Origin of the sequence: Streptomyces sp. NPDC050145 (assembly GCF_044460245.1) — a bacterium.
Classification (GTDB): domain Bacteria; phylum Actinomycetota; class Actinomycetes; order Streptomycetales; family Streptomycetaceae; genus Streptomyces.
The window spans coordinates 104,959-127,821 of record NZ_JBITJS010000007.1 but is presented as its reverse complement, the minus strand read 5'-3'; the positions used below and the strand labels follow the sequence as shown (position 1 = coordinate 127,821).

Genomic DNA, 22,863 nt, shown 5'->3' with positions numbered 1-22,863 from the left:
TCACTCGGCTCCCTGTCCGAAGGTGTCGCGAACCCGGTCGGCGACGCCGCTGAGATTCGCCTCGAAGGTGAAGCCCTGCTCGAAGCGGTAGCTGCGGTGCACGTCGACGGGGTCGATCCCGTTCAGCGCGGACTTGGCGAGGCGGATGAGATAGCCGTCCTTGCGGGCGATGTCCCGCGCCAGCTCCAGGGCCGTCTCGCGCAGCTCGGAGCGCGGCACGACCTGCCACACCGAGCCGTGCGCGTGCAGTTCGGCCGCGGTGGCGGTGCGCGAGGTGTAGAAGAGGGCGCGCATCAGGTGCTGCGGCACCAGGCGGGCCAGGTGCGTGGCCGCGCCGAGCGCGCCGCGGTCCAGCTCGGGCAGGCCGAACGTGGCGTCGTCACTGGCGACGATCGCGTCCGCGTTGCCCACGAGTCCGATGCCGCCGCCCAGGCAGAAGCCGCCCACGGCCGCGATCACCGGGACCTCGCACTGGTACACGGCGGAGAAGGCCTCGTAACAGCCCTTGTTCGCACCGATCAGCGCGCGGTGGCCACCACCGGGAGACGCGGTCTCGCGCTGCATCTCCTTGATGTCCACTCCCGCGTTGAACCCGCGGCTGTGCTCGGCCGCGGTGAGGATCACGCAGCGCACGTCGGGATCGCGGCCGGCGGCGCGCACCGCGTCGGCGAGGTCGTACCAGCCCTGCACCGGCAGTGCGTTGACCGGAGGGAAGTCCACCGTGACGACGGAGATCCCTTTTTCGGGTGAGGAGGTGGAGACACCCATGGCGTTCAGCTACCTTTCCACCTAACGTTTGTTTGGTAGGTCATGACCGTAGCAGGTGACGGAGGCCGGCGGAATGGGTCGGGGAAAGGGGTCCGGGATGGATCTGAGCGGACGGGTCGCCGTCGTGACGGGCGGTACCAGGGGGGTGGGGGCGGGGATAGCGCGCGCCTTCACCCGAGCCGGGGCGAAGGTGGTGGTCTGCGCCCGCAGACCTCCCGAAGTCCCGGTCGAGGGCTGCGAGTTCGCGCCGGTGGACCTGCGCGACACGGCCGCCGTACAGGACTTCTTCGGGGGCCTGGAGCGGCTGGACGTACTGGTGAACAACGCGGGCGGCACCCCGTACCGGCTGCTCGGCGAGACGGACGCGGAGCGGCACGCGCGCGTGATCGAGCTGAATCTGACGGCGCCGCTCACGGCGTCCCTGGCCGCCCGCGAGAAGCTCGCGGCGGCACGCGGATCGATCGTCATGATCGGCAGCGTCAGCGGCACCCGCCCCTCCCCGGGCTCGGCCGCCTACGGGGCGGCGAAGGCGGGCCTGGAGAACCTGGCGCGGTCGATGGCCGTGGAATGGGCCCCGGACATCAGGGTGAACACGCTGGTGCTCGGCATGGTCCGCACCGAGCTGTCGGCCCTGCACTACGGGGACGAGGAGGGCATCGCCGCCGTCGGCGCGACGGTGCCCCTGGGGCGGCTCGCCGAGCCCCGTGAGATCGGCGAGGCGGCGGTGTTCCTGGCGTCGGACGCCGCCGCGTACATCAGCGGGGCGAGCCTGCTCGTGCACGGTGGCGGCGAGCGCCCCGCGTTCCTCGACGCGGCAACGGTCAACAAGGAGGCGTGAGATGACGGATTCTGTGGCTACTGACGCGGTGGGTTCGGGCGGGCTGTGCGCGGGGCGCGTGGTGGCCGTGACCGGCGCGGGCCGGGGCCTCGGCCGCGCGCACGCGCTGGCCTTCGCGGCGGAGGGCGCCAAGGTGGTGGTGAACGACCTGGGCGTCGGCCTCGACGGCGCGCCCGCCCCCGACAGCCCGGCGGCCCTGGTCGTCGAGGAGATCCGCGCGGCGGGCGGCGAGGCCGTGGCCCACGGAGGCGACATAGCGACATCGGAGGGGGCCGCCTCGCTGGTCGCCGCCGCCGTCGACGCCTTCGGCCGGTTCGACACCCTGGTGAACAACGCGGGCTTCCTGCGCGACCGCATGCTGGTGAACCTGGCGGAGGACGACTGGGACGCGGTCATGCGCGTCCACCTCAAGGGCCACTTCCTGCCCCTGCAGGCCGCCGCCGCGCACTGGCGGGCCGAGGCCAAGGCCGGCCGCACGCCGGTCGCCCGCGTCGTCAACACCTCGTCCGGGGCGGGCCTGCTGGGCTCGGTCGGACAGGGCAACTACAGCGCGGCGAAGGCCGGCATCCTCGGCCTGACCCTGGTCGCGTCCGCGGAGATGGGGCGCTACGGGGTGCAGGTCAACGCGATCGCACCGGCCGCCCGCACCCGGATGACCGAGGCCACCTTCGCCGACACGATGGCCGCCCCCGAGGACGGCGCCTTCGACGCAATGGCTCCGGAGAACGTGTCGCCGCTCGTGGTCTGGCTCGGCTCCGGCGCCGCCAGCGACGGCGTCACGGGCCGCGTCTTCGAGGTCGAGGCCGGCCGCATCACGGTGATGGAGGGATGGCGCCCCGGCCCGACCGTCGACAAGGCCGAGCGCTGGACGCCGTCCGGCGCGGGCGACGCGGCACGCGACCTGCTCGCGCGCGCCGAGACGCCGGGGGCGGTGTACGGCGCCTCCTGATCAACCCTGTCCGTCGGAGCCGGCCGGGTCACTCCGGCTGGGGGAGGCGGGTGGCGGCGTCGCGTTGCAGCGCCGCCGTCACCGCCAGGAACCGCGTCACGGTCCGCAGCTCCGCCGTGCTGAACTCCTCGCACGCCGCGACGACGTCACGCGCCCAGTCGTCGAAGAACGCGGCGAGCTCGGTGATCTTCTCCCGCTGGAGCTCCACGACCACGCGCCGCTTGTCCGTGGCGTGCTTGACCCGCCGCACGAACCCCTTGGCGGCGAGCCGGTCCACCAGGCCCGTCACCGAGGCGGGGGCCAGGCCCGTGTACTCCACCAGGTCCTTCGCGGTGAGCGCCCCGTGCTTGGCCAGCAGGTCGAGGGTCTTGCTCTCGGTCGGGCTGAGGCCCTGCGACGCGGCGACGGCGGTGTGGAACATGATCGTCGCCGCGCTCTGCTCGCGCCCCGTCTCCATCATCTCCTTGAGAACGCTCTCCCGGTCCTCGTCGCCGTCCCGCCCCGGCCCGGTCCGCTCGCTCTTCTCGTCGCTCGTCATACGGTCCAGGCTAGCCAATATTTCGTTCGCCCGAAAGAAAGGGTTGCGATCACGGGAGTGCCGGTGCAAGTATTTCGTTAGTCCGAACGAAATACTTCGTGCCGAGCCCCGACCTGGAGGCGTCATGTCCGCCGCGCTCGCCCCGCCCGCCGTCACCGAGACCCCCGCGCACCCGCGCCGCTGGGCCGCCGCCGTCGTCATGATGGTCGCGGCCCTGATGGACCTCCTCGACGTGACGATCGTCAACGTCGCGATCCCGTCCATCGGCCGCGAACTGCACGCCTCCGAAAGCGCGTTGCAGTGGCTCGTCTCCGCCTACCTCCTCGGCTTCGCCGCCACCCTCATCGTCTCCGGGCACCTCGGCGACCGCTTCGGCCGCCGGGGCCTCTTCCTCGCCGGCACCGCCGGCTTCGGCTTCGCCGGCCTGGCCTGCGGCATCGCCCAGACGCCGGGCCAGCTGATCGCCGCCCGCGCCTTCCAGGGCGTCATGGCCGCGGTGCTCGTACCGCAGGTCATCGGCTCCTTCCGCACCATGTTCCAGGGCAAGGAACGCGGCGCCGCCTTCGGCATGTACGGGGCCGTCGCCGGCTTCGCCTCCGCCGTCGGACTGCTCCTGGGCGGACTGCTCACCGACGCCGACCTGTTCGGCCTGGGCTGGCGCTCGGTGTTCCTCGTCAACGTGCCGGTCGCCGTCGCCACGTTCGTCGCCGGATGGATCCTCGTGCCCGCCACCCGTGAGCGCGGCGCGCGCCGCCCCGACGTCCTCGGCAGCGTCGTGCTCGCCGCCGGACTCGTCGCGATCGTGCTGCCCCTCGTCCAGGGACACAGCGACGGCTGGCCGCTGTGGGGCTGGATCTGCCTCGCCGCGGGCGTGTGCGCCGTCGCCGGGCTCGGGGTGTTCGAGGCGCGGCGCGAGCGCCGCCACGACGAGCGGACCGTGCCGCTGCTGCCCGCGCAGGCCTTCCGGCTGCCCGCCTTCAGCGTCGGCGTCCTCGTCCAACTCCTGTTCTCCGTCGGCATGCAGGGCTTCTTCCTCGTCTTCGCCATCTGGCTGCAGGCCGGTCAGCACTACACGCCGATGCAGGCCGGCGTCCTCACCGTCGCCTTCTCCGCCGGCGGCTTCCTCACCGCCCCCGCCGCCGACGCGCTCGCCGTCCGGTTCGGCCGGCTCGTCCTCGGCGCCGGAGCGCTTCTCATGGCGGGCGGCCTCGGCTGGGTCTGGTACGCCGTCGAACAGGCGGCCGCCACCCACACCGGGTCCTGGCCGATGGTCCCCGGGCTCGTCGTCGCCGGTGCGGGCCTGGGCTTCCTCGTCGTCCCGCTGGTCAACGTCGTCCTGTCCGCCGTCCCCGCCGAGCTCGCCGGCGGCGCCTCCGGCATCTTCTCCACCGCCCAGCAGTTCGGCGGGGCGCTCGGCGCCGCCGTCATCGGCACGATCTTCTTCGGGCGGCTCTCCGACGGCGCCGGGTTCGGGGGCGCCCTCTCGGCGGCGGCGCCCTGGGTCGTGGGCGGGTTTCTCCTCTGCGCCGCGCTGTGCGCGCTGCTTCCGCGCACGGCCCTGACGGAGCCGCACGCCTGACGGCGGGGCGTCTGCGGCTGAGTGGGGGCTGGTCGCGCAGTTCCCCGCGCCCCTGAAATGCAGACCCTTCGGGTCGCATTTCAGGGGCGCATCAGCGCCGCCTGTGGAGATAGCGCACGAAGTGCGCATCTCCAGGGGCGCGGGGAACTGCGCGACCAACCCCCACCGGAGCCGCACCCCGCGACGAACCGCCTCACCCCCTACGTGTCGCACTCCAGAACCGTGCGGCACAACCCACACCGCGCCCGCACCCGCCCGCGCACCGGCACCCGGATCCGCTGATGACAGGTCGGGCAAGGGAACGCCACCCGCAACCCCGGAGGGCCCGCCGAGAACGTGTACGAGGCGGAGGGCGAGGGCCCGGTCCCCTGGGACTGGGCCTCGCGGCGATCCTTGGCGTAGCGGCGCCGGCCCGCCCAGCCGGCCGCCGTCAGCGGAGGCTGCCGCGCATCCTGTCGGGCCCGCGCCAGCCCCTCCGTGTACGCCGTGTACGCCTGCGGGCTCGTGAACCACGTCTCCGGCGCCTCGCCGAACGCCAGCGACCGCTTCGCCAGCACGTACCCGAACTCCTCCGGCGTCAGATAGCCCAGCTTCTGCGAAGACGCCCGGTCCTCCCGGAACGCGTCCAGGAGCAGCCAGCCCGCCCCCAGGTACGTCGTCGCGGTGTCCGTCAGGATCTCGTTGTCCCGCGTCCCCGGGAAGGAGAGGTCGAGCCGGTGCAGATACACATGCATGATCTCGTGGGCCAGCGCCGCCCCGATGTCCCGCCGATGTGTACGGAACCGGTCGTTCAGCTCGATGAAGTACTCGGGCCCCGCCGCCAGTTCGACACTCGCCGCGTGCTGCATCTCCCGGAAGCTCACGATCATCCGCGCGTCCGGCAGCCGGTAGTGCCGCACCAGCTCCCGCGCCACCCGCTGCGTCCCCAGATACAGATCGTCCGTGTCGCAGAACGCCACGTCGACGGGCGCGACACTCGTCGCGAACGTGTGCACCGTGTCGTACGACAGCCGCCGGTACAGCGCGGTGATCGCCGAACGCACCGTCTCCAGATGCGGATAGCCGTGCACCACCGGCCCGCCGTTCGCCACGCGCGCACCCCCTGGGGCCGCCGGGCCGTGTCCCCCCGGGGACGGCCCCCGGGCCCGGCCACTCCAGCGTACGGCGACCCCACCACCCCGGAACAGCACGCGAGTCCGCCCCCGCGCCCGCTGGGGGAGCGGGGCGGAGGCGGCGGACACCCGCACCCCGCCGCCCACGGGGGGACGGGGACGGACCGGGCACAGGGCCGTACTCCTCCAGCGCACCACCCCCGCCAACCGTCACATCCCCCACCACCGCCCGCCCCGGGACCCCACCCGCGCGCACCCCGGAACCCATTAGTCCAAGTCCTTCCGCTTCTTTGTCCATGGGCCCGCACCCGCCCCCCGGCGCATCGTGAGCGGCACGTCGAGACGTCGTGAGAAGGAGGGCAACCGTGCCGCCCACCGGCCAGCCGCCGCAAAAGCAGGGACCCAGCCGCAGGGCGGTCGTGGCCGTCGGGGCCGTGGGGGGAGCGGGGCTCGCGCTCGGACTGGGAGGCGTCGCCCGGGCCGCCAGTCTGGAGACGACGGCGGCGCCCGTCGCCGCCGACACCGAGGCCGTCATCCGCTCCGCTGCCCTCACCGTCCGCGTCGGCACCGCCTTCCCGCGGATCGCCTCGTACACGGCCCGCGCCACCGACCGCACCCTGTACGCCCAGGAGGACGCGGTCACCCAACTCCTCGTCAACAACACCCCGTACACCCCCCGTGTCACCAGCCGCACCGAGGCCGACCGGATCTCCTACACCCTCACCCTCGACGAAGGCCCCCGCCTCGACGCCGAGATCACCGTCGAGGAGTGGACCGTCACCTTCCGCATCACCGCGATCCACGACACCGACGCCCTGCGCGTCCGCACCCTGCAGATCCCCGGACTGCAGCTGGTCAGCGTGCGCTCGACGCAGGACAGCGCCACCCTCACCACGGCCCGCGTCGAGATCGACAAGGCCAAGAGCGGCGATGCCACCGTACGAGTCACCACTGACAGCCGGCCCGACGAGACGGCCGCCGGCATCGCCTACGCCGTCGCCCACACGAATGAACTCGGCGCCGCCGTCGAGAACAACGTCAGCTACGACTACCCGTCCAAGACCCCCGGCGCGAGCTGGGAGAACGGACGCTTCTGGCGTCAGGTCGTCCAGCGCGACGGCTACGTCAAGGGCGGCATCGGCAACGGCCAGTGGACCTACCGCGCCGACACCGCCGCCGCCGACGACACCGAACCCCTGCCCTGGGCCAAGGTGATCATCACCGGGGACCGCAACGGCGACGGCGTCGTCGACTGGCAGGACGCCGCGATCGCCTTCCGCGACATCGCCCACACCCCGCTCGGCGCCGACCGCCAGTACCAGCGCGTCGTCGCCCACATCACGTACAACATCGGCTCCGTCGCGGGCAATCCGTTCCTCGTCACCCTCGACCACGTCAAGCGCATCCACCTCGCCACCGACGGCCTGCGCCAGTTCACCCTCCTCAAGGGCTACCAGTCCGAGGGCCACGACGCCGCCCACCCCGACTACGGCGGCCACTACAACGAGCGCGCCGGCGGCCTCGACGACCTCAACACCCTGGTGCGCACCGGCAAGAAGTGGGACAGCGACTTCGCGGTCCACATCAACTTCACCGAGTCCTACCCCGAGGCCCGCGCCTTCTCCGAGCAGCTCGTCGACAAGACGAACAAGCAGTGGGCGTGGATGGACCAGAGCTACCGGATCAACAACCGCTGGGACCTGATCAGCGGCGGCACCGAGAAGCGCCTGAAGCAGCTGCGCGACGAGGTCGACGACGGGCTCGACACCCTGTACGTCGACGTGTTCCGCGACTCCGGCTGGATCGGCGACCGCTTCCAGCGCATCCTGCGCGACCAGGGCTGGCAGGTCACCACCGAATGGGGCCACGGCCTCGAACGCTCCGCCCTGTGGGCGCACTGGGCCAACGACGTCACCTACGGAGGCGACTCCTCGCGCGGCATCAACTCCCGGCTGATCCGCTTCATGCGCCACCACCAGAAGGACGTCTTCGCCGACAAGTTCCCCCTCCTCGGCACCGCCCGCCTCGGCGACTTCGAGGCCTGGCAGAACAAGACCGACTGGACCGCCTTCTACCGCCTCATCTGGTCCCACACCCTGCCCGTCAAGTACCTCCAGGCCCGAGCGATCAAGACCTGGGCCGACGACGAGATCACCTTCTTCGGCGCCGGCGGCACCAAGGTCACCACCTCCGCCGACGGCACCCGCACCGTCACCACCGACGGCCGCACCGTCCTCACCGGCGACACCTACCTGCTGCCCTGGGACCCGCGCCGCGCCCTCGACCCCGAGAAGCTCTACCACTACAACCCCGGGGGCGGCAGCACCGATTGGAGCCTCCCGCGCGCGTGGGCCGCCGCCCGCACCCGTGTCGCCCTGTACCGGCTCACCGACCAGGGCCGCGTCTTCGTCGCGTACGTGCCCGTCACCGGCGACGGCACCGTCACCCTGAAGGCGGACGCCGACCAGCCGTACGTCCTCTACAAGGACCGCGCCGACCTGGACCGCGACCCGGTGTGGGGCGAGGGCACCCCGGTCCACGACCCCGGCTTCAACTCCGGTTCCCTGCACGGCTGGACCGTCACCGGCGCCTGCACCGTCGAACGCAGCGCCACCGGCCAGTACGAGGCCTGGGCGGGCACCGACGGCGCCGCCGCGTCCCTCGGCCAGAAGCTGCGCGGCCTGCGCCCCGGACAGACCTACGTCGCCTCCGTACAGGCGCTCGTCGGCGACACGGCGGGGGAGCGGCGCACCGCCTCCCTGGAGATCGCCACCTCCGAAGGCGCCCGCAAGGTGGTCATGGAGTCGTCCACGGCCGTCAACAAGCAGTCCTGCGACCTGAAGCTGAACACCCGCTTCCAGCGCATGTTCGTCCACTTCACCGTCCCCGAACAGGGCGGCGACGTCACCCTCGCCCTGAAGGTCGCCGACGGCCACGCGCGCGTGGCGTTCGACAACGTCCGCGTCGCCCGCGCCACGCTCCCGGCCACCCTGCCCGGCACGCTCGTGCACCAGGACTTCGAGGCCGTGCCCGACGGCATCTTCCCGTTCATCGCCTCCACGAGCCGCGCTCACCTCGCGGAGAAGCACGCGCCCTACACCCAGGCCGGCTGGAACGGCACGAAGACCGACGACGTGCTCACCGGCACCTGGTCCCTCAAGGCCCGCCTGACCGGCACCGGCCTCGTCTACCGCACCATCCCGGCGACCGTCCCCTTCACCCCCGGCAAGCGCTACAAGGTGGCCTTCCTCTACCAGAGCGAGACCACCGCCACCTGGACCACCGCGGTCGACGAACCGGCCGCACGGACCCTGCGCTCCGACGCCCTCGCGAAGACCACCGAGGGCACCGCCGAGTTCGCCTACGAGTTCACGGCGCCCGACCAGGGCGACGCGTGGGTGGGCCTGACCTCGAACGCCTCCGACGGCGGCGCGGTCGTCATCGACCGGTTCACCGTGACCGAGCTCGACTGACCCACCCGGACACCAGAGGAAGGGCCGGCCCCGCGATCCGGGACCGGCCCTTCCACACGCCTCGAGGTGTCAGGACAGGAGTGTCAGAACAGGAGCGTCAGGACAAGCGCACCTGCGGCGGACCCGAGCGGTCCGTCTCCAGCACCCACACCTCGTTCGCGCCCGCCCGCAGCACCGGCCCCGGCACGTACAGCGACTCCTGCGGACCGGCCGCCGGCCAGTAACGGCCCAGACAGAACCCGTTGACCCACACGAACCCCCGCGCCCAGCCCGGCAGTTCCAGCGCCGCGTCCCCCGGGCCCGTCACCTCGAACCCGCCCCGGAACAGCCCGCGCCGCCCCTCCTCCGGCTCCCCGGACGGCAGCCCCGCCACCGCCTCCGCGGTGAACGCGTCCAGGCGCAGCGCCCGCGCCGTCACCCCGTGCAGATACTGCCGCTCGTGCAGCAGCCCGCCCGTCAGGCCCTTGAGCTCACCCGTGCGCGGCCCGTAGTTGACCCGCCCCAGGGACTCCACCCACAGCTCCACGCGCGCGTGCCCCGCGACCGGGACCGGCAGCTCCGGTTCCGCCTCCGTGAGGACCCCGACCCGCTCCCCGTCGACCTCCACGACCGCGAGGTCCCGCAGCCCGTTCGCCCGCAGCGGCAGCCCGCCGCGCGGCCCCGGCACCGTCACCGCGTACCGCACCAGACCCCGGTCCACGTCCAGCTCCTCGAACGACGGCGGCGTCGCCCACCGCGACTCCGGCCCGCCCAGCGCCTCCAGCACCCCGTCCAGCGCCGTGAACGCCGTCAGCTCCGCCGTCACCGGCGCCGCGAGCCCCGCCGGCTGCTCCGGCACCTCCGGCAGCGGACCCTCCGCGTACTTGCCGAGGATCTCCCGGAACAGCCAGAACTTCTCCGTCGGCCGCCCGAACTCGTCGATCGGCGCGTCATAGTCGTACGAGGTCACATCCGGCTCAAGCACCCCGTCGTGCAGCGCCCCGCCCCCGCGGTTCGCCCCCGCCCAGCCGCCGAAACTCGTCCCCCCGTGCGCCATGTACAGGTTCACCGACGCCCCGCACTCCAGGATCTCCCGCAGCGCGTCCGCAGCGTCCCCCGCATCCCGTACGACATGCTCCGCGCCCCAGTGGTCGAACCAGCCGCACCAGAACTCCATGCACATCAACGGCCCCGACGGACGGTGCCTGCGCAGCGTCGCGAAGCCCTCGCGCGCCTGCGAGCCGAAGTTCGCCGTCGCCAGGATCCCCGGCACCGACCCGCCCGTCAGCATGTGGTCCTCGGGCCCGTCCGACGTGAACAGCGGCACCGTCACCCCGAGTTCGAGCAGCAGATCCGCCAGCGCCCGCAGATACACCGCGTCCGAGCCGAAACTGCCGTACTCGTTCTCCACCTGCACCATGATCACCGGGCCGCCCCGGTCGATCTGCCGCTCCGTGATCTGCGGCAACAGCACCCGGAACCAGTCCTCCACCAGCGACAGGAACTCCGCGTCCCGCGACCGCAGCCGCGCCCCCACCCGGCCCGTCACCCAGTGCGGCAGCCCCCCGTTCTCCCACTCCGCGCAGATGTAGGGACCCGGCCGTGCGATCACCCACAGACCCGCCTCCCGCGCGGCGTCCAGGAAACGGCCCACCGCCGCCACGTCCCGCACCTCACCCGCACGCGGCGCGTGCAGATTCCACGGAACGTACGTCTCCACACAGTTCAGGCCCATCGCCTTCAGCATCCGCAGCCGGTGCCCCCACTGCTCCTCGTGCACCCGGAAGTAGTGCAGAGCCCCCGACAGCAGCCGCACCGGCCGACCGTCCACCTCGAAGTCGTCCTCGCCCACCCTGAACTCGGTCATCAGGTCCCTCTCGCTCACGTACAGGCGGCCACCATCACCTCTGGCGGGCAACGGGGTCCATGGACAAAGATCGGCTGGTGTTGGACGGGGCTACGCGGTCACGACCCAGGCGCGCGAAACACCACAGGAGGGGACACATGTCCACATATCACACCTGGATGCGCTACTTCACACCCAGCCCGGCCCACCACCGCCTCGGCCTCGTCTGCCTCGGCGTCGGACTCCAGCACGGCCTCCTGCCCACCGTCGGACCCCGCACCCTCGACCACCACGTCGCCGTCGTCATCACCGCCGGCACCGGCTGGTTCCAGAACACCGACGGCCGCCGCACCACCATCACCGCCCCCGCCCTCATCTGGCTCACCCCCGGCGTCCCGCACCACTACGGCGCCGACCCCGACAGCGGCTGGGACGAGTGCTTCGTCGACTTCACCGGACCCGCCGCCGCCACCTACACCGAACTCGGCTACATAGAACCCGACCGCCCCCTCGTCCCCCTCGCCGACGCCGCCGCAGCCCGAGCCGCCGTCGGCCGCATCGCCCGCGCCGCCCGCCGCGGCAACCCCCTCCTCGAAGTCGAGACCGGCGCCGCCGTCCACGAACTCCTCGTCGCCCTGCGCCGCGCCCGCGCCGACGTCGCCCCCGACGGCGACCCCGTCCTCCAGGCCCTCGCCCGCGACGCCTTCCAGCCCCTCTCCGTCGCCGAACACGCCGCCCGCCACGGCATGACCCCCGCCGAACTGCGCACCGCCGTCCGCCGCGGCGCCGGCTGCAGCCCCAAGGACTACCTCCTCGGCATCCGCCTCGGCCGCGCCAAGGAACTCCTCGCCGCCACCGAACTCCCCGTCGCCGCCGTCGCCCGCCGCGTCGGCTACGACGACCCCGCCTACTTCTCCCGCCTCTTCACCCGCCGCGTCGGCACCGCACCCGTCCGCTTCCGCGAACAACAGGGCCGCGCCGTCCCCGGCGGCTGGTCCGACAAGATCCCCGACCCCGACCACCCGCCGATGCTCCACGTAGGCTGACCTCCCATGACCACCAGCGACCCCGCACCCCAGACGGAAGTCGACCCCGCCGTCCGCGCCCAGCTCGGCCGCCTGCGCGACAGCATCGACAACATCGACGCCGCCGTCGTCCACATGCTCGCCGAACGCTTCAAGGCCACCCAGCAGGTCGGCCACCTCAAGGCCGAGCACGCCCTGCCGCCCGCCGACCCGGCCCGCGAGGCCCGCCAGATCGAACGCCTGCGCCAACTCGCCGAGAACGCGAAACTCGACCCCGCGTTCGCCGAGAAGTTCCTGAACTTCATCATCAGCGAGGTCATCCGCCACCACGAGCAGATCGCCGAGGGCACCAAGAAGTGACCCGGGGGTGACCTGGCGGGGCGGCTCAGTCCCCGAACATCCGGTGGTGGTTCTCCCCCATGGTCCACGCGTACAGCACCAGCACGGTGATCGCGGCCAGGGCGAGCAGGACCACCACCGCGCCGCAGCCCCACAGGACCATGCGCCCCGCAGAGCGCCGCCGGTACGGCAACCCCGTCACCCGAGGCGCCACCGGATGCCGCCCCGCCCGTTCGCCACGCCTGTCCATCGCGCCCCCTCACGACCAGGGCCCTCACGGTACTCGGCCGCGCACACCCTGTCCCGGCGCCGCAGCCATCGGGCACGATGACCCTCATGCCCGTACTGACGCGCGACGAAGCGCAGACCCGCGCCCGGCTCATCGAGGTCCAGCGGTACACCGTGGACCTCGACCTCACCCGCGGCCCCGACACCTTCGACTCCCGCACCGCGATCCGCTTCACCACACGCACCGCGGGAGACACCTTCGTCGAGCTCAAACCCGCCGAGCTGCGCTCCGCCACCCTCGACGGCAAGGCCCTGGACCCCGCCGCCCTCGACGGCAACCGCCTGCCCCTCACCGGCCTCACCGCCGGCGAGCACGAGCTCCGCGTCGACGCCGCCATGCGCTACTCGCACACCGGCGAGGGCATGCACCGCTTCACCGACCCCACCGACGGCGAGACCTACGTCTACACCCAGCTGTTCATGGAGGATGTCCAACGCGTCTTCGCCGCCTTCGACCAGCCCGACCTCAAGTCCGTCTTCGACCTCACCGTCACCGCCCCCGAAGGCTGGACCGTCCTCGCCAACAGCGTCACCGAGCACCTGGGGGAGGGGAAGTGGCAGGCCGCCACCACCTCGCTCCTGTCGACCTACCTCGTCGCCGTGGCCGCCGGCCCCTGGCACTCCGTCCGCACCGAACACCGCGGCCTGCCCTTCGGCCTCCACTGCCGCCGCTCCCTCGCGCCCCACCTCGACGCCGACGCCGACGAACTCCTCGACATCACCCGCGCGTGCTTCGACCGCTACCACGAGAAGTTCGCCGAGCCCTACCCCTTCGACTCCTACGACCAGGCCTTCGTCCCCGAGTTCAACGCCGGCGCCATGGAGAACCCCGGACTCGTCACCTTCCGCGACGAGTTCGTCTACCGCTCCGCCGTCACCGACACCGAACGCCAGACCCGCGCCATGGTCATCGCCCACGAGATGGCCCACATGTGGTTCGGCGACCTCGTCACCCTCCAGTGGTGGGACGACATCTGGCTCAACGAGTCCTTCGCCGAGTACATGGGCTACCAGACCCTCACCGAAGCCACCCGCTTCACCGACACCTGGGTCGACTTCGGCATCTCCCGCAAGAACTGGGGCTACGAGGCCGACCAGCGCCCCTCCACCCACCCCGTCGCCCCCGAAGCCGTCGAGGACACCGCCTCCGCCCTCCTCAACTTCGACGGCATCTCCTACGCCAAGGGCGCCTCCGCCCTGCGCCAACTCGTCAACTGGCTCGGCGAGAAGGACTTCCTCGCCGGCATCAACACCCACTTCGAACGCCACAAGTTCGCCAACGCCACCCTCGCCGACTTCATCGACTCCCTCGCCCACCACACCGACCGCGACGTCCACGCCTGGGCCGACGCCTGGCTCCGCACCACCGGCGTCGACACCCTCACCCCCCGCGTCACCGAGGCCGAGGACAACTGGACCCTCACCGTCGACCGCACCGGCAGCCGCCCCCACCGCATCGCCGTCGGCCTCTACGACCGCGACCCCGCCGACGGCCGCACCCTCGTCCTGCGCGAACGCGTCGACGTCGACGTACCCGGCGACCCCGTCACCTTCCGCGGCCCCCGCCCCGCCCTGATCGTCCCCAACGACCAGGACCTCACCTACGCCAAGATCCGCCTCGACCCCGCCTCCGAGGAAGCCGCCCTGCGCGGCCTCTCCGGCATCCCCGACCCGCTCACCCGCGCCGTCCTGTGGAACGCGCTGAGCGACATGGTCCGCGACGGACAACTCGACGCCGTCACCTACCTCCACGCCGCCGAGGCCCACCTCCCCGAGGAGACCGACCTCGCCCTCGTCCAGGGCGTCCTCTCCTTCGCCCACCACCAGGTCGCCGACCACTACAGCACCCCCGAACAGCGCCCCGAAGCCCTCACCCTCCTCACCTCCCTGTGCGAGGACATCGTCCGCCGCACCGAGGACGGAGACCGCCCCGGCCTGCGCCTCACCGCCGTCCGCCACCTCATCGACGCCGCCCAGCACGCCGACGTCATCCGCGGCTGGTACGACAGCGGCAGCGTCCCCGGCGGACCCGAACTCGACCCCGAACTGCGCTGGCGCATCCTCGGCCGCATGAGCGTCCTCGGCGCCGTCGACGACGCCGTCATCGAGGCCGAACTCGCCCACGACCCCAGCGCCACCGGCCAGGAGGGCGCCGCCCGCTGCCACGCCGCGCTGCCCGACCCGCAGGCCAAGGCCGCCGCCTGGGACGCCCTGTTCACCGACGACCCCGCACGCGAACTGTCCAACTACCTGTTCGCCGCCACCGCCCAGGGCTTCTGGCAACCCGAACAGAACGACCTGCTGCGCGGCTACGTCGCCCGCTACTTCACCGACGTCGTCCCCCTCGCCGAACGCCGCGGAGCCGCCCTCGCCGCAGCCGCCGGCCGCTACGCGTTCCCCTCCACCGCGATCACCCCCGAGACCCTCGCCCTCGGCGAACGCTGCCTCGCGGAGTCCGACCCGACACCCGCGCTGCGCCGCCGCCTCGTCGACCAACTCGACGACCTGGCCCGCGCCCTACGCGTCCGCGGGGCCGCCTGACCTCTCCGCACGGGGTGCGTCCGGCGCCATAGTTCGCGCCCGGAGCCTGACGCACCCCCAGGGGCTCCGCCCCGGCCCCCGCTCCTCAATCGCCGGAGGGGCTTGATTTCTACCGACCGCCGCCGCCAGGTGCGCCGCCCCTGGGGCGCACGAAGTGCGCCTTCAGGGGCGCGGGGAACTGCGCGACCAGCCACGACGAAACCCGCACCCGGCAACGAAACCGCCAGCCCCCTATACAACACCCGCCCCTCAAAACCCCCCACCCGTCCCCCTTTCGGGTCCACTTCACGTGATCACCCCGAGCACGCTCCCGCCCCGTCGAAGACTGGCCGCACCCACATGACCGCCCAGTCCCCGAAGGGCCCCGCATGCGCACCTTGCCGCCCCTGGCCGGAGGCACAGACGGCCCCGACGCCCTGCGGCCCCTGCTCGACACCGTCCTGGACGCCCTGCGCACCGGCGGAGCGAACCGCGGAGGCCCCCTCCCACCCGGCGGCCCCGAAACGGTCGCCGCCCGCGTCGAAGAGGCGGCCGGCGACCCGCTCCCCGAACACGGCACCGGCGCCGAGACCGCCCTGCGCACCCTCGTCACCGCCCTCACCGAAGGCGCCGCCGACCCCGCCGACCCCCTGTGCGCGGCCCACCTCCACTGCCCGCCCCTCGCCGTCGCCACCGCCGCCGACCTCGCCGCGAGCGCCCTCAACCCCTCCATGGACTCCTGGGACCAGGCCCCCGCCGCCTCCACCCTCGAAACCCTCATCACCAGCGCCCTCGCCCGCGAGGTCTACCCGGACACCGAGACCGACACCGGCACCGCCCCGGACGCCCTCGTCACCACCGGCGGCACCGAAGCCAACCAACTCGCCGTCCTCCTCGCCCGCGAGACCACCCGCACCACCCGCCCCGTCCAACTCATCACCGGCGCCAACGCCCACCACAGCCTCACCCGCGCCGTCTGGCTCCTCGGCCTGCCCGAACCGATCGTGCTGCCCACCCCCAACGGCACCCTCGACCCCGCCACCCTCGACGAGGCCCTCACCGACCTCCCCGGCCCCCACCTCGTCGCCGCCACCGCCGGCACCACCGACGCCGGCCTCATCGACCCCCTCCCCGAGATCGCCGACCGCTGCACCGCCCACGGCGCCCGCCTCCACATCGACGCCGCCTACGGCGCGGGCCTCCTCCTCAGCCCCCGCCACCGCGCCAAACTGACCGGCCTCGCCCGCGCCCACACCGTCACCCTCGACCTGCACAAACTGGGCTGGCAACCCGTCGCCGCCGGACTCCTCGCCGTACGCCGGCCCACCGACCTCGCCCCCCTCACCCACCAGGCCGACTACCTCAACGCCGACGACGACACCGAAGCCGGACTCCCCGACCTCCTCGGCCGCTCCCTGCGCACCACCCGCCGCCCCGACATCCTCAAGATCGCCGTCACCCTCAAAGCCCTCGGCCGCACCGGCATCGCCGCCCTCGTCGACCAGGTCATCGCCCTCGCCCACCACCTGGCCCGCCTCGTCGACCTCCACCCCGGCCTCGACCTCTACGACACCCCCACCCTCACCACCGTCCTCTTCCGCCCCACCGGCGCGAGCGACGACGACATCGCCGACATCCGCCGCAGCCTGCTCACCGAAGGCCGCGCCGTCCTCGGCCGCGCCCGCATCGACGGCCACCTCTGGCTCAAAGCCACCCTCCTCAACCCGCACACCGACCCCGGCGACCTCGCCGCGCTCCTGAAACTGGTGGAAGGACACACCCCCCGATGACTGCCGCGCCCGCACCGCAGCCCCCACACACCCCCACCGACGCACCCCGCGACCTCGTCGGCATCGGCATCGGCCCCTTCAACCTCTCCCTCGCCGCCCTCGCCCACCCCCTCACCGAACTCGACACCGTCTTCTACGAACAGCGCCCCGCCTTCCACTGGCACCCCGGCCTCCTCATCGACGGAGCCACCCTCCAGGTCCCCTTCCTCGCCGACCTCGTCACCCTCGCCGACCCCGCCAGCCCCTGGTCCTTCCTCAACTACCTCAAGACCCGCGAACGCCTCTTCCCCTTCTACTTCGCCGAGCGCTTCCACATCCAGCGCGCCGAGTACGACGCCTACTGCCGCTGGGTCAGTGAGAACCTCCCCGGACTCCACTACGGTCACCAGGTCGACGCCGTCCGCTGGAACCCCGAACGCGCCCTGTTCGAAGTCGACTTCACCCAACTCGACACCCACGGCGAAGCCGAAGCCCTCGGCCGCACCTACACCCGCAACATCGCCCTCGGCATCGGCACCGAACCCTTCGTCCCCGCCCCCCTCAAACCCCTCGCCGACGCCCCCGCCGTCCCCGTGATCCACTCCGCCGACTACCTCACCCACCGCGAACGCCTCCTCGCCGCCGACCACGTCACCGTCATCGGCAGCGGCCAGTCCGGCGCCGAGATCTTCCTCGACCTCCTGCGCCGCCGCCCCACCGGCCGCGAGAACCTCCACTGGCTCGCCCGCACCCAGGCCTTCGCCCCCATGGAATACAGCAAACTCGGCCTCGAACACTTCACCCCCGACTACACCCGCTACTTCCACGCCCTGCCCGAACCCGTACGCGACGGACTAGTCCCCGCCCAGTGGCAGCTCCACAAGGGCATCGACGCCGACACCATCGCCGCCATCCACGAAGAGCTCTACCAGCGCACCCTCCACGGCGGCTGGCCCGACGTCACCCTCACCCCCGGCATCGGCGTCCGCACCGCCGGCCGCCTCGCCGACCAGCGCATCGAACTCCACCTCGAACACCAGGAACAAGGCGTCCGCAGCCGCCTCACCACCGACGCCGTCGTCCTCGCCACCGGCTACAAGGAACGCCCCCTCGGCCGCATCCTGTCCGGCCTCGACCCCCACATCCGACGCGACAGCTCCGGCCGCCCCCGCATCGACGACCAGTTCCGCCTCGTCCTCGACGACACCGTCCAAGGCGCCGACGGCCGCGTCTACGTACAGAACGCCGAACGCCACACCCACGGAGTCGGCGCCCCCGACCTCGGCCTCGCCGCCTGGCGCAGCGCCACCATCCTCAACAGCCTCACCGGCAAGGACCCCTACCCCCAGCCCCGCCGCACCGCCTTCACCACCTTCGGCCTCACCCCCCACGACGAACGCGCCCCCCAGGACCAGAACACCGGACCCGGAGAGCGCGCTCTCGTAGAACTTCAGGACGACCTCGACCGAGGCTGACCCCGGCCGCCACCACCAGCCGTGACTACTGGGCGAACACCGGCGTCCCCGCCCGCGTCAGCCGCCAGTCCACCGACGCGAAGTCCACCGGATCCAGCACACCCTTCGCCGTCACCCACTCCGCGATCCGCGTACGGATCTCCGTCGACTCCGACCACAACTCCTGGGCGTTCGCCACATGCGGGAACGCACCACCGCCGTTCGCCCGGTAGTTGTTCACCGCGAACACGAACCGCGCCGCGTCGTCCAGATCCTTACCGCCGAACTTCAGGTTCTTGATCCGCGAACCGGCCGGCTGCGCGATGTCGATGTCGTACGACAGACCCGACACATAGTCGTAGTTGTAGTCAGGCCGGTTCCCCGCGTTCGTCAGCTTCTCCACGTCCACCGGCGCATCCGGCGCCGTCTGCACGAAGTACTCCGCCGAGAACTCCAGGTACGCCCGCATCTGCGCACCCGTCATCACCTTCGCCACCAGCGTGTTGTCATACACGTACAGGCTCGACAGATCCCGGATCGTCACCTCACCCGCCGGAATCGCCGACGTCCGCGAGAACGGCGACGCCTGCGACAGCACCGGCAACGACGCGTACTCCGTCGACTTCAACGCCTCCGTCACCACATCGGCCTGCACCTTGTTGATCAGATCGATGATCGCCGCGTCCTTGTACCGCGCGTCCACCGTCGTCAGCTCGACCTTCGCCGAACCCACCACCTGATTCACGTACTTCACCACCAGCGCGTGCTGCGCCGCCAGCAGCTCCGTGATCTCCGGATCGTCCGGCACCGTGTTCGAGTTCAGGAGCTTCGAGGTCACCGACGCCACCGTCCAGCGCCCCTTCACCCACTCCAGCTCGAAGTCGAACCGCGCGAGCCGCTCCGCGTAACACAGCGGCTCCGCCAGCACGACCGGCCGGCCCGTCTCCTCGTTCGTCACCACCTGCTGCTCGATCTCCACATGCGCGTGCCCCACCAGAATCGCGTCGATCCCCGGCACCTTCGCCGCCACCCGCGCCGCCGCGTTCTCCACGTACGGCAGCTGGTCACCCCACGACGACGTCCCCGACGCACCCGAGTGCGCCGACACGACCACCACGTCCGCACCCATCGACCGCAGCTTCGGCACCCACTTCGCCGCCTGCTCCTCCAGACCCGGGAACTTCAGCTTCCCCTGCACGTACGCCTTGTCCCAGATCGCGATCCCCGGGTTCGTCAGCCCCAGGATCGCCACCTTCACGTCCTTGCCGTGCGGCGTACGCAGCGTCTTCATCACGTACGGGGCGAACGCCGGCTTCTCCGTCCTCGCGTCCACCGCGTTCGCCCCCAGCAGCGGAAAACGCAGCTGCGACTCGAACTTGCGCAGCGTGTCGATGCCGTAGTTGAACTCGTGGTTGCCGAGCGCCGCCGCGTCGTACCCGATCGCGTTCATCGCCTGCGCCATCGGATGCACCGGACCGTTCGCCGCCGTGATCGGATCCACGCGCGCGAAGTAGTACGTCAGCGGAGTGCCCTGGATCGTGTCACCCGCGTCGATCAGCAGCGTGTTCCCGCGCCCCTCCTCCTCACGGATCCGCGACACCAGCGTCGAGATCCGGGACAGGCCCCGCGCGTTGCCCGCCGCGTCCTTGTACTCGGCGTCCTTGTAGTAGTCCCAGTTGAAGACATGACCGTGCAGATCCGTCGTGCCCATCACCGTGAACGCGTACCGCTTCCCCGGCTTCCCGCGCCCCGGAGCGGCCGCGGCCGCCTCCGCCGACGGCGCCACGACACCACCGGCCAGCGCGACACCCGCACCGGTCGCGGCGGACTTGCCCAGGAAGGATCTGCGGTTCAACGACATGGACGGGCTCCTGACCTACGGACGAACGACAGTGGTGACGCGCGTAGATTCTGGACCAGGAACCCCAACACGCAACACCCCCCGCACATTTCGATCCGATGACCAGCAGCCGACCCACCCCCCACACCCGCTCATCAGAGCAGCCGCGCGCACAGATACAAGACTTGTCAACAGTCCTTCAGGTAAAGCTTGTTGAGTCGTCATGTCGCACCAAATCTCTACCCACCGGTAAGCCCTAGGCTCGAACCATGCGCCGAGCAAAAATCGTCTGCACCCTGGGCCCCGCCACCGACTCGTACGACCAGATCAAGGCACTCGTCGAAGCCGGCATGGACGTAGCCCGCTTCAACCTCAGCCACGGCACCTACGCCGAACACGAGGAGCGCTACCAGCGCGTGCGAAAGGCCTCCGACGAGACCCGCCGCAGCGTCGGCGTCCTCGCCGACCTTCAAGGCCCGAAGATCCGCCTCGGCCGCTTCAGCGAAGGACCCGTACTCCTTGAACGCGGCGACCAGTTCACCATCACCGTCGAACGAGGAGTCGAGGGCGACCGCCAGACCTGCGGCACCACCTACGACGGCCTCGCCGCCGATGTCACCCCCGGCGAACGCATCCTCGTCGACGACGGCAAAGTCACCCTCGAAGTCACCCGCGTCGACGGCCCCCGCGTCCACACCACCGTCATCGAAGGCGGCATGGTCTCCGACCACAAAGGCCTCAACCTCCCCGGCGTCGCCGTCTCCGTCCCCGCACTCAGCGAAAAAGACGAAGCAGACCTCCGCTGGGCCCTGCGCACCGGCGCCGACATCATCGCCCTCTCCTTCGTCCGCACCGGCCGCGACATCGAAGACGTCCACCGCATCATGAACGAGGAAGGCCGCCGCCTCCCCGTCATCGCCAAAATCGAAAAACCCCAAGCCGTCGAGAACATCGAAGACATCGTCGCCGCATTCGACGGCATCATGGTCGCCCGCGGCGACCTCGGCGTCGAAATGCCCCTCGAACAAGTCCCGATCGTCCAGAAGCGCGCCATCAAACTCGCCAAACGCAACGCCAAACCCGTCATCGTCGCCACCCAGATGCTCGACTCGATGATCGACAACTCCCGCCCCACCCGCGCCGAAGCCAGCGACGTCGCCAACGCCGTCATCGACGGCACCGACGCCGTCATGCTCTCCGGCGAGACCAGCGTCGGCAAATACCCCGTCGAAACCGTCGCCACCATGGGACGCATCGTCGAAGCCGCCGAAGAAGACATCCTCGCCAAGGGCCTCCCACCCCTCACCGAACGCAACAAACCCCGCACCCAAGGCGGAGCCGTCGCCCGTGCCGCCGCCGAAATGGGCGACTTCCTCGGCGCCAAACTCCTCGTCGCCTTCACCCAGTCCGGCGACACCGTCCGACGCCTCTCCCGCTACCGCTCACCCATCCCCCTCCTCGCCTTCACCCCCGACCCCGCCACCCGCTCCCAACTCAACCTCACCTGGGGCGTCGAAACCTTCCTCGGCCCCCACGTCGACTCCACCGACGCCATGGTCGCCCAGGTCGACGAAGAACTCCTCAAAATCGGCCGCTGCGCCAAGGGCGACACCGTCGTCATCACCGCCGGCTCCCCACCCGGCGTCCCCGGCTCCACCAACCTCGTCCGCGTCCACCACATCGGCGAGGACGACAGCCCCAAATAACACTGCGCTCAGTATTTGGGCCCCACATGGACGTCGAGCAGAGCGGCATCGGCCTTCCGGGCCACGGAGATGTTGTAGCGCCCTGCTTGCTTCCAGCCGACGCAGAGCTGGTCCAGCACGCCGGTGTACAGGTCTCGGATGCAATCGGACTTGTTGGTGAAGAAGTACCTCGGGTACTCGTACCGCTTGCGCTCGCCGCCGATGATCTTCTCGGTCCAGTTGGTGATCCGGCACCCGTCGGAGTGGATGAGGCCCCGGATGAACTCCCAGGGGTGCGCTTCGACGATCCCCTGTTGCCAGGGCTGGAGCATGATCTCGCGGGTGTGCTTCATGCCAGGGCCGTGCTGAGGGAAGAGGCAGGGCCAGTGTCGGCTGTAGCCGACGACCGAGACGTATCCAACGGCCTGCACGCGGGCGGACTTGCCGCTCGGGTTGATGGCGCGCATGGCGGTGGTGCACTGGTCGATGAGGCCCGGATAGACGTTGGCACAGGCGATCCGGAGGAAGTATCCGGGGCGCGCGCCGGCGCTGATGCAGCCGTCGCCGAGGTAGAGGCCCAGCAGGTAGCTGTACGCCGCTGGGTCAGTCGGCGGCTCGGGCTCGGGTCCGCAGCGGACGCAGGGTTCGGCTTGGATCCGCATGAGGGGTAACGGGTCGATGCGTGTCTGCCAGGCGCGGATGGCGGCCCGGGAGACGCCGGTCTCCTTGCTCACCGAGTTCAGGCTGCGGCCCTGTGCAACGAGTGCGAGTGCCCGTTTCCGTGTGTCCATGTCGTACATACGGGCACTCTGAGTGAGCGGAGGCCTCACCGCGCAGCAAAAAGCGGATGTTCACGAGAAC

17 protein-coding genes are annotated in these 22,863 nt (G+C 71.3%); 10 read left to right on the top strand and 7 right to left on the bottom strand.

Annotation, left to right across the window (positions count from 1 at the left end; translation table 11 throughout):
- Positions 1-768 (bottom strand): enoyl-CoA hydratase family protein, encoded by a 768-nt coding sequence (locus tag ACIBTU_RS15835; protein WP_399126697.1) that lies wholly within the window; start codon positions 766-768, stop codon positions 1-3.
- Positions 769-865: 97 nt separating this feature from the next.
- Between ACIBTU_RS15835 and ACIBTU_RS15830 the strand changes: the two genes are divergently transcribed.
- Both ACIBTU_RS15830 and ACIBTU_RS15825 read left to right on the top strand, forming a co-directional pair.
- On the top strand, positions 866-1,606 hold the full coding sequence (locus ACIBTU_RS15830; protein ID WP_399126696.1) for an SDR family oxidoreductase: 741 nt from the start codon (positions 866-868) through the stop codon (positions 1,604-1,606).
- A 1-nt stretch (position 1,607) separates the two neighbouring features.
- Positions 1,608-2,555, top strand: a complete 948-nt coding sequence (locus ACIBTU_RS15825; protein WP_399126695.1) for an SDR family oxidoreductase — start codon at positions 1,608-1,610, stop codon at positions 2,553-2,555.
- A 28-nt stretch (positions 2,556-2,583) separates the two neighbouring features.
- On the opposite strand, the gene ACIBTU_RS15820 is transcribed toward ACIBTU_RS15825, so the two are convergent.
- Entirely contained in the window at positions 2,584-3,093 is a 510-nt protein-coding gene (locus tag ACIBTU_RS15820; RefSeq protein ID WP_399126694.1) for a MarR family winged helix-turn-helix transcriptional regulator, read from the bottom strand.
- Positions 3,094-3,217: 124 nt separating this feature from the next.
- Between ACIBTU_RS15820 and ACIBTU_RS15815 the strand changes: the two genes are divergently transcribed.
- Positions 3,218-4,672 carry an MFS transporter gene (locus ACIBTU_RS15815; RefSeq protein WP_399126693.1) on the top strand — a complete coding sequence of 485 codons (1,455 nt, stop codon included), beginning with the start codon at positions 3,218-3,220 and terminating at the stop codon, positions 4,670-4,672.
- Between the two features lie 200 nt (positions 4,673-4,872).
- Here ACIBTU_RS15815 and ACIBTU_RS15810 read toward each other — a convergent pair whose 3' ends face one another.
- Positions 4,873-5,763, bottom strand: a complete 891-nt coding sequence (locus tag ACIBTU_RS15810; RefSeq protein ID WP_399126692.1) for a hypothetical protein — start codon at positions 5,761-5,763, stop codon at positions 4,873-4,875.
- Between the two features lie 386 nt (positions 5,764-6,149).
- On the opposite strand from ACIBTU_RS15810, the gene ACIBTU_RS15805 reads away from it, so the two are divergent.
- Positions 6,150-9,257 (top strand): endo-alpha-N-acetylgalactosaminidase family protein, encoded by a 3,108-nt coding sequence (locus ACIBTU_RS15805; RefSeq protein ID WP_399126691.1) that lies wholly within the window; start codon positions 6,150-6,152, stop codon positions 9,255-9,257.
- A 97-nt stretch (positions 9,258-9,354) separates the two neighbouring features.
- Here ACIBTU_RS15805 and ACIBTU_RS15800 read toward each other — a convergent pair whose 3' ends face one another.
- Positions 9,355-11,103: a beta-galactosidase gene (locus ACIBTU_RS15800; protein ID WP_399127012.1), complete on the bottom strand. Its 1,749-nt coding sequence runs from the start codon at positions 11,101-11,103 to the stop codon at positions 9,355-9,357.
- Between the two features lie 137 nt (positions 11,104-11,240).
- Between ACIBTU_RS15800 and ACIBTU_RS15795 the strand changes: the two genes are divergently transcribed.
- Both ACIBTU_RS15795 and ACIBTU_RS15790 read left to right on the top strand, forming a co-directional pair.
- Positions 11,241-12,128: a helix-turn-helix domain-containing protein gene (locus tag ACIBTU_RS15795; RefSeq protein WP_399126690.1), complete on the top strand. Its 888-nt coding sequence runs from the start codon at positions 11,241-11,243 to the stop codon at positions 12,126-12,128.
- A gap of 6 nt (positions 12,129-12,134) precedes the next feature.
- The gene (locus ACIBTU_RS15790; RefSeq protein WP_399126689.1) at positions 12,135-12,467 is read left to right on the top strand and encodes a chorismate mutase; all 333 of its coding nucleotides are present in this window, start codon (positions 12,135-12,137) and stop codon (positions 12,465-12,467) included.
- Positions 12,468-12,492: 25 nt separating this feature from the next.
- Here ACIBTU_RS15790 and ACIBTU_RS15785 read toward each other — a convergent pair whose 3' ends face one another.
- Positions 12,493-12,696 carry a hypothetical protein gene (locus tag ACIBTU_RS15785; protein WP_399126687.1) on the bottom strand — a complete coding sequence of 68 codons (204 nt, stop codon included), beginning with the start codon at positions 12,694-12,696 and terminating at the stop codon, positions 12,493-12,495.
- Positions 12,697-12,782: 86 nt separating this feature from the next.
- Between ACIBTU_RS15785 and pepN the strand changes: the two genes are divergently transcribed.
- The 3 genes from pepN to ACIBTU_RS15770 all read left to right on the top strand — a co-directional run bounded on the left by pepN (position 12,783) and on the right by ACIBTU_RS15770 (position 18,498).
- Positions 12,783-15,275, top strand: a complete 2,493-nt coding sequence (pepN, locus tag ACIBTU_RS15780) for an aminopeptidase N (protein ID WP_399126686.1) — start codon at positions 12,783-12,785, stop codon at positions 15,273-15,275.
- A 368-nt stretch (positions 15,276-15,643) separates the two neighbouring features.
- The gene (locus tag ACIBTU_RS15775; protein WP_399126685.1) at positions 15,644-17,044 is read left to right on the top strand and encodes a pyridoxal phosphate-dependent decarboxylase family protein; all 1,401 of its coding nucleotides are present in this window, start codon (positions 15,644-15,646) and stop codon (positions 17,042-17,044) included.
- Positions 17,041-18,498, top strand: coding sequence for a lysine N(6)-hydroxylase/L-ornithine N(5)-oxygenase family protein (locus tag ACIBTU_RS15770; protein WP_399126684.1), 1,458 nt, complete (start codon positions 17,041-17,043; stop codon positions 18,496-18,498). Before ACIBTU_RS15775 ends, ACIBTU_RS15770 begins: the two co-directional genes overlap by 4 nt.
- 25 nt (positions 18,499-18,523) lie before the next feature.
- Here the strand turns inward: ACIBTU_RS15770 and ACIBTU_RS15765 are convergent, their stop codons facing one another.
- Complete coding sequence (locus ACIBTU_RS15765; protein WP_399126683.1) at positions 18,524-20,338, bottom strand: bifunctional metallophosphatase/5'-nucleotidase; 1,815 nt, start codon at positions 20,336-20,338, stop codon at positions 18,524-18,526.
- 248 nt (positions 20,339-20,586) lie between these two features.
- On the opposite strand from ACIBTU_RS15765, the gene pyk reads away from it, so the two are divergent.
- Complete coding sequence (gene pyk / locus ACIBTU_RS15760) at positions 20,587-22,023, top strand: pyruvate kinase (protein WP_399126682.1); 1,437 nt, start codon at positions 20,587-20,589, stop codon at positions 22,021-22,023.
- Between the two features lie 8 nt (positions 22,024-22,031).
- Here the strand turns inward: pyk and ACIBTU_RS15755 are convergent, their stop codons facing one another.
- The gene (locus ACIBTU_RS15755; RefSeq protein WP_399126681.1) at positions 22,032-22,802 is read right to left on the bottom strand and encodes a transcriptional regulator; all 771 of its coding nucleotides are present in this window, start codon (positions 22,800-22,802) and stop codon (positions 22,032-22,034) included.
- Positions 22,803-22,863: the final 61 nt, after the last annotated feature.

Bases quoted from the DNA above. Each gene is read 5' to 3' on its own strand.
- ACIBTU_RS15790 (WP_399126689.1), top strand. From the start codon at position 12,135: ATGACCACCAGCGACCCCGCACCCCAGACGGAAGTCGACCCCGCCGTC.
- pyk (WP_399126682.1), top strand. From the start codon at position 20,587: ATGCGCCGAGCAAAAATCGTCTGCACCCTGGGCCCCGCCACCGACTCG.
- ACIBTU_RS15825 (WP_399126695.1), top strand. From the start codon at position 1,608: ATGACGGATTCTGTGGCTACTGACGCGGTGGGTTCGGGCGGGCTGTGC.
- ACIBTU_RS15795 (WP_399126690.1), top strand. From the start codon at position 11,241: ATGTCCACATATCACACCTGGATGCGCTACTTCACACCCAGCCCGGCC.
- ACIBTU_RS15835 (WP_399126697.1), bottom strand. From the start codon at position 768: ATGGGTGTCTCCACCTCCTCACCCGAAAAAGGGATCTCCGTCGTCACG.
- ACIBTU_RS15820 (WP_399126694.1), bottom strand. From the start codon at position 3,093: ATGACGAGCGACGAGAAGAGCGAGCGGACCGGGCCGGGGCGGGACGGC.
- ACIBTU_RS15755 (WP_399126681.1), bottom strand. From the start codon at position 22,802: ATGTACGACATGGACACACGGAAACGGGCACTCGCACTCGTTGCACAG.
- ACIBTU_RS15765 (WP_399126683.1), bottom strand. From the start codon at position 20,338: ATGTCGTTGAACCGCAGATCCTTCCTGGGCAAGTCCGCCGCGACCGGT.
- ACIBTU_RS15785 (WP_399126687.1), bottom strand. From the start codon at position 12,696: ATGGACAGGCGTGGCGAACGGGCGGGGCGGCATCCGGTGGCGCCTCGG.
- ACIBTU_RS15800 (WP_399127012.1), bottom strand. From the start codon at position 11,103: ATGACCGAGTTCAGGGTGGGCGAGGACGACTTCGAGGTGGACGGTCGG.
- pepN (WP_399126686.1), top strand. From the start codon at position 12,783: ATGCCCGTACTGACGCGCGACGAAGCGCAGACCCGCGCCCGGCTCATC.
- ACIBTU_RS15775 (WP_399126685.1), top strand. From the start codon at position 15,644: ATGCGCACCTTGCCGCCCCTGGCCGGAGGCACAGACGGCCCCGACGCC.
- ACIBTU_RS15770 (WP_399126684.1), top strand. From the start codon at position 17,041: ATGACTGCCGCGCCCGCACCGCAGCCCCCACACACCCCCACCGACGCA.
- ACIBTU_RS15815 (WP_399126693.1), top strand. From the start codon at position 3,218: ATGTCCGCCGCGCTCGCCCCGCCCGCCGTCACCGAGACCCCCGCGCAC.
- ACIBTU_RS15830 (WP_399126696.1), top strand. From the start codon at position 866: ATGGATCTGAGCGGACGGGTCGCCGTCGTGACGGGCGGTACCAGGGGG.